Source organism: Bradyrhizobium sp. 62, assembly GCF_023073035.1.
In the GTDB taxonomy this organism is placed as follows: Bacteria; Pseudomonadota; Alphaproteobacteria; order Rhizobiales; family Xanthobacteraceae; genus Bradyrhizobium.
Genome location: NZ_JADPIT010000021.1, coordinates 1 through 6,038, shown reverse-complemented (window position 1 = coordinate 6,038; position 6,038 = coordinate 1). Strand labels below are relative to the sequence as shown.

Sequence of the window (6,038 nt, the reverse complement as noted above, 5' to 3'; positions counted from 1 at the left end):
AATATCCGGACGGCTTTTACGCCAGCCTCGCTAAGGGGCAGTTGAGCAGAATCGAGGCTGAAGAGGCGCGCGCCGCCGCTGCGGACAAGGCCAAACAGACAGAGGACGAAAAGGCCCGTCTTGCCAGCGAACGCGCCAGCAAGGCTGAGCAGGACAAGGCCGCCGCGGCAGCTGACGCCGCCGAGACTGCCAAGTTCGCGGCAGAGAAGGCGAGGCAGGCGGAGGAAGCGAAAACAGCGGCTGCCGAGCAGCGGCGGAAGGAAGCTGAAGCGGCGGTCGCCAAGGATCTGGCTGACAAGCAGGCGGCCGAAAAAGCGCTCGCCGACAGGATCGTCAAGGACAAGGCGACTACCGAATTGGCCGCAAAACAGTCGGCCGAGAAGGCGCGGGCGGACGGTGAACAGAAGCTGGCAGCGGTTGCTCCGACCGCTGCCGAGTCCAGCCTGTCTCCGCAGGAGACCGTGAAACTGGTTCAATCGGAGCTACGCCGTGTCGGGTGCTTGAACGCCGCAGCTGATGACGGCTGGAACGACTCTTCCCAGCAATCGCTGTCGCTCTTCAACAAGTATTCTGGGACGAATTTAAACTCCAAACTGGCGTCCTACGAGGCGCTGGATGCAATCAGAGCCAGGCCGGGTCGTGTCTGTCCGCTGGTCTGCAACCGCGGCTTTAAGGCCGACGGCAACACATGCGTCAAGATCGCTTGTCCGGCTGGATATCGCGTCGATCACGACAACGAATGTCAGAAGCTGCAGGACAAGAAACCGGTTGCAACGAAGAATGGACCGAAATGGCCTGATGAGCCGCGGAAGCAAGCCGAAAGTTCGGCCGCGAAACCGCAGTCCTCAGGCCAAGTCGTTTGCAATAGTGCGGGTTGTCGGCCCGTTGCCAAGGGGTGCCACTTGCAGTTTCGGTCCGGAATCGTCGCCGGTGGAGCGGCTAACAGTGGTGGAAACGTTGAGGTTTGCAATTGAGGGCTGCCTCATCACGTGAGGGCGAAATCATTCTCTGGTTAGCACTTACGGGCGCCACGAGTGGACTGCTTCTGGCCGATACTGTTGCAAAAGTCGTTTTGCACAGGTGGTCAAAAATTCTGCGGGCCGTAGGCGTCGTTTTCAAGTAAGGTCCTGAGGGACCTCGTCGCCTCACGCTAAACTCACCGGCGACTTTGGTAGCGCGACTGAGAGCACACGAATCATCGATCTAGGCGCGCTTCAAGTTCTCGCCAAAAATTCAGACCGTTGCAACTTTCGACTTTTTCAACACTATCGGCCCAAAACGGACAGGTTTTCCGCCGCGATCAGTGTCCGCTTGCGGTCCGAAAGGAGACGTTCACGTCGAGAGGCCGCGAGCCGGGGAATGCGCGTCGACCACGTCGCGAGTGACCGTGGATGGTGACACAAGGCTGTCAGCAGCGGGTCGTTACATATGACCGCCCGAATCGGCACGAAAGAAGGAACCCTACCAAGGATCATCCAGCTACGCAGCGCTCGCTCCGCGACAGCTTTATGGCGGGTTGCGAGCGGATTCACCGCGAATGGGTACGCGCGCCAAATCGCTACATACTGACGGATTGATCTCTCTTTATGGCCAAGATGCCATTCTTGAAACGCCTTTAGTGCCGGCAATCTTTGAAGGGCGCAGCGGCGTCCTTCGTGGGCATCGGCAGATTCGTCCGTTCTTTGAAGAGGGCGCGCGCCGCAGGCCGAACGAACTCGTAAGGTGGTACAGAAATGACAACTGGTTCACCGACGGTAAACGGGTCTGATTTGGGAGTATCCCCGGCAAGCCCCCGACGGAGATCAAATATAACTCATGGAGGTAATGGAAATCGAGCATGGTCTCATCCAACATCATCGAATTTACTGGGGATGGTTCGGCGTTAACCAGCTTACACAGAACGCGGTGCGTAAGGCGACCATGACGACATTAGGCAGCCCGCATCGGACACGATCGGGGTAGTCCAACGATGACGAATTCGCTACCGACTCTGGCAAGACGGCTCAGTTCGGCTTGTACTCAAACGACAGCAAAACGCAAGAAACCAAGCAGCAAGAAAAAAGCCCGGCCGCAATGCGGCCGGGCCAGATGACTGGAACGGGAGAGCTGAACGGTTTAGTACCGTCCGATGCTGGGGCCGCCGAACTTGTAGTTCACGCGAACGGTGATGAGATCGACGTCCTGACGAATGCGATCCGCACCGAATGCTAAGCCCGTGGGACCCGTGAAACCGAGGGTTCGATCCTGCATGAACAGATGATCGTATTCGACACCAGCCGACCAGTTGGGGGCGAAGCCGTATTCCAGGCCTACCCCGACGGTACCGCCCCAACGGGTGTCGTCGCCGGTGCGAGCAAGTAGAGCGCCGGTTGCAGTCGAGTAGATCCGGTTACGGTTGTCGGTCACGGCAGCACCGCCCTTGACATAGAACAGGACGTTGTTGGTGGCCCAACCGAGCTGGCCGGTGAACAGACCGAAGGCGCTGATGCGTGAATCGTTGCGGAAACCCGGTCCGAACAAAGTGCTCACGTTGTTGCCCCGCAGGTCGGCCCAGTCGCCCTGCGCTTCCAGGCCGTACACCCAAGTGCCGGTCTGCATGCGGTAGCCGATCTGACCACCAGCAACACCGCCGGTTGCATCGTGCGACCCTTCGGGGCCCACCAGAAAGGGCGCAACCGAATCCCAGCTGTTGCGGCTTGAGCCCCAACCGCCGTTGGCGCCGATGTAGAAGCCGCTCCAGTCATAAATCGCGGCGACCATCGGAGGTGCCTTGGTGTAGGGACGCGCTGCCAAGTCCGCCGCGCTGGCGGGAGCCGATAGGCCGAGGGCCAGTGCCCCTGCCGCCGCAGTGACTAGAAGTTTTTTCATAGAGTGTCTCCCCAAGGAAAAGTTGAAGCACGACGTATTCCCACCTGCCGCGCAAAGCTTAACCTCTCCGTCTGTCTTTGCTGTAGCGAGCCCGCAACACCCAGTGAGGATCGACGGAAATAGTGAGCAAATTAGATACTTAGGTTCCAGGAAGGAAACCCTAGTGGTTCCATGTCCCGCGGGATGCTCTTGCAGAACCTCGGGCGCTGGCTCCGGTGACAGGCTCGGGCATGCGCGGTTGAACTGTGGGATCCCGTCGCAAGACTCCTTCAACGCCACTGGCGGAATACGACTAGCAGCTCAACAGCGCGGATGCTCGAACAGCTTTGTCCGAACGATCCGCGCTACATTCAATCCTGATCAGGAAGTTCAACCAGCACAACGGGAGCGAACCAAAACTCTTCCGAAGTCCGCAAGGAGCGAGGTGTTGCTTCACAAATGCACGCTGGGTCCCGCGCCCGGACGAATTGAGGTAGTGCCTTCGCTCCGCGTCGAGGACAAAAGCTGAAGCCAAAGAGCGCGTTGATCCCTAAGCTGCTCGGCGCTTTTTCCGAGGCGCGGTGACCTTTGTCTTCAAGTTGCCCGACCCGGCATTCGAAACCCGAGCGACACCTCCGAGTGCAGCCGCAAGAACCTCGCGCTGAGCGTCTAGCCAATGCATCTCGGCTTTGCCGTGCTCGCAGCCGCTTTCAACCCACAGCTGGTAGGCGCGTTCGCGAATGTTTTGTTCCAGATCAGACATCGTGCTCCTCCAATTTCGGAGCGGCATCCTGCCGGCAGACGGTTAACAAAATTTCAAGCCGACGTTGGAACTTGCGACCGGCGCCACGTCCCCCGCCAAGCAAGATATTGCGCCTGTGGCAGGCGCTAATTCATCTAACGATCGCCTCTGCGCGCCACCATCATCAGCAAGCCGCCGATCTGTGGCAACAACGCCAGCAACATCAACCGAAGCATCTCAAAGTCTCCGCCCGTTGGCCGCACCAAGCCGCGCAACGTCCAGGCGGCGAGCCTTATGGCAGCGTCTGTTTGAGGATCTGCTTGCAAGCCGACCGCCGTTTGCGCCGCATCTAGAATTTGGCGTCGCTCGGCTACCAACGCTTCCCGATCCCGGCGGAACTTTCCCACCCTGCCTGCGCCGCCGTCACGGGCGGCCTAACGCGTGAAGCACGCGCAAGCGTTCCCATCCGTATGATCGAAGTGCCAGTGGGTATTGATCAAATGGGTTATTGGATGCAGCCTGCTCCAAACCTCCTTCGAAATGTGCTGTGTCTACTCGACCGCATTGACCAATCCCCATCAGCGAACTTCTGCGGGTCGTGACCTGGACTAGACGACCTCACCAGAAGCCGGAAGGCCAGCCACAATGCATGTTTCTTTCTCGCCCGCCGGGGCGACGCAGGGAGATGCTACATGCTCCATGAGTTTATGGCTGCCATCTAACAACCGGGAAATATCCTCGGCCGAAACGGCGCGACTGAACAGGAAACCTTGAAATTCCTGACAGTTGAAACCCCTCAGGACAGCATCTTGTTCGGCAGTCTCGACCCCTTCGGCAACTACGGTCAGACCAAGTGCCTGTCCGAGCGTGATGATGGCTGCGGAAATAGCGCGGTCTTGAGCGCTTTCACTGATCCCCTCAACGAAGGAACGGTCGATCTTTATCGTGTCAATCGGGAAACTTTTTACCAAGGAGAGAGACGAATAGCCCGTGCCGAAGTCGTCGATAGCGAGACGAACACCGCGACGACTGACGGCCTGCATGACCGCAGTCGCCTGCATGACGTTCTGCATCACCATACTCTCGGTCACCTCGAGCTCCAGGAATTCGGGAGCTAAGCCTGTTTCACGCAGGACTCTGTCGAGAAATCCCAGCAGCTCATGATCGGTGAACTGCTTCGGCGAGAGATTGACGGCCATAGAGATTGCCGGCAATCCCATTGACTGCCACATAGTACTCTGCCGGCAAGCTGTTTCCAGTACCCATCTGCCTATTGGAATGATCAGACCGCTCTCCTCGGCCAGCGGGATGAAGGCTGCGGGGGCCATCATGCCTTTTTGCGGATGCTGCCACCGTAGAAGCGCCTCAACACCGACAATGCGGCCCGCCGTATTCACCTTGGGCTGATAGTGGAGAAGCAGCTCGTCTTTCTCGATCGCTCGGCGCAAGTCTGCTTCGAGAACCAGGTGCTTGAGCGTTTGTGACTGCAGTTCCGCCGAAAAAAAGCGGTATGTATTCTTTCCACCTGCCTTGGCCGCATACATTGCGGTGTCCGCTTGCTTGACGAGCTCCTCGGGATCCGAGGCGTCGTCCGGGAAAATCGCAATGCCAATGCTACAGCTGATGCGACATTCGTGCCCGCATAGGACGAAAGGTGACTCGAGCGCTTTCAGAAGGCGACGGGCGATCACGGTCGCCTGATCTTTCCCGGTCAACTGGTCAAGCAAAACCACGAACTCGTCGCCGCCTAGCCTAGCGAGGTCGTCCTCAGCCCGAATATTCGCGCGCATTCGCTTGGATGCTTCAATAAGCAAGTGATCGCCGGCAGTATGACCGAGCGAGTCGTTGATCATTTTGAACCGATCAAGGTCTATGTACAGAACCGCGAACCGACGCCCGTTGGCCCTGGTCGCGCGCTGATGCGCGTCAGAGACCATTGTGTTGAACATCGAGCGATTCGGGATGCCCGTCAAAGCATCGTGGGTAGCCAAGAAGCGGATGCGCTCCTCGGCGATTCTTTTTGCCTCCGTCCGATCAAAATTGTGGAGAGCAAACGAAACGTTTTCCGCCAGCCTGGCCAGTAGCTCAACGATCTCGCAGGTGAAGATGCCTTCCTTGCTGGCCAGGAAGAGCAGAACTCCGATGGCTTCACCATCCCTAAATAGAGGAAAACTTGCACCAGCGCGTGTGCCACCTCTTTCGGCAAGCTTATGCCAGTGGCTCGTTCCGACGTCACTCAGGAACTCATTCTTGATGCAAGGCATTTTCGAACGAAACGAGGTGCCGGTTAGTCCTTTGCCTTGAGGATGGTCTGCCAAGACCGAGAACGCTGTGCTGCGAACCCGATCGGCGTTTTGTCCTTTGGTGGATACAATCTTCAAGAAGTGATCGTCCGGCTGAGCCAAGGCAATTGTCGTCGATGTAAAATGGCCGCCCAGAACCGCTGCAT

At 58.0% G+C, this 6,038-nt stretch carries 5 protein-coding genes and 1 pseudogene; 2 read left to right on the top strand and 4 right to left on the bottom strand.

The features are described from left to right. Together IVB47_RS23075 and IVB47_RS23070 are read left to right on the top strand one after the other, a co-directional pair. Window positions 1–974, top strand: a pseudogene (locus IVB47_RS23075) (caspase family protein); the annotation flags it as partial. 563 nt (window positions 975–1,537) lie between these two features. Next, the gene (locus IVB47_RS23070; protein WP_247464570.1) at window positions 1,538–1,768 is read left to right on the top strand and encodes a hypothetical protein; all 231 of its coding nucleotides are present in this window, start codon (window positions 1,538–1,540) and stop codon (window positions 1,766–1,768) included. 347 nt (window positions 1,769–2,115) lie between these two features. On the opposite strand, the gene IVB47_RS23065 is transcribed toward IVB47_RS23070, so the two are convergent. The 4 genes from IVB47_RS23065 to IVB47_RS23050 form a co-directional block, all read right to left on the bottom strand. Further along, window positions 2,116–2,868 (bottom strand): outer membrane beta-barrel protein, encoded by a 753-nt coding sequence (locus IVB47_RS23065; protein WP_247464566.1) that lies wholly within the window; start codon window positions 2,866–2,868, stop codon window positions 2,116–2,118. 529 nt (window positions 2,869–3,397) lie between these two features. Then, on the bottom strand, window positions 3,398–3,610 hold the full coding sequence (locus tag IVB47_RS23060; protein WP_247464563.1) for a DUF2934 domain-containing protein: 213 nt from the start codon (window positions 3,608–3,610) through the stop codon (window positions 3,398–3,400). A gap of 134 nt (window positions 3,611–3,744) precedes the next feature. Beyond that, complete coding sequence (locus IVB47_RS23055) at window positions 3,745–3,996, bottom strand: hypothetical protein (RefSeq protein ID WP_247464558.1); 252 nt, start codon at window positions 3,994–3,996, stop codon at window positions 3,745–3,747. Between the two features lie 201 nt (window positions 3,997–4,197). Further along, on the bottom strand, window positions 4,198–6,038 hold a 1,841-nt coding region (locus IVB47_RS23050), incomplete at its 5' end, for an EAL domain-containing protein (protein WP_247464554.1).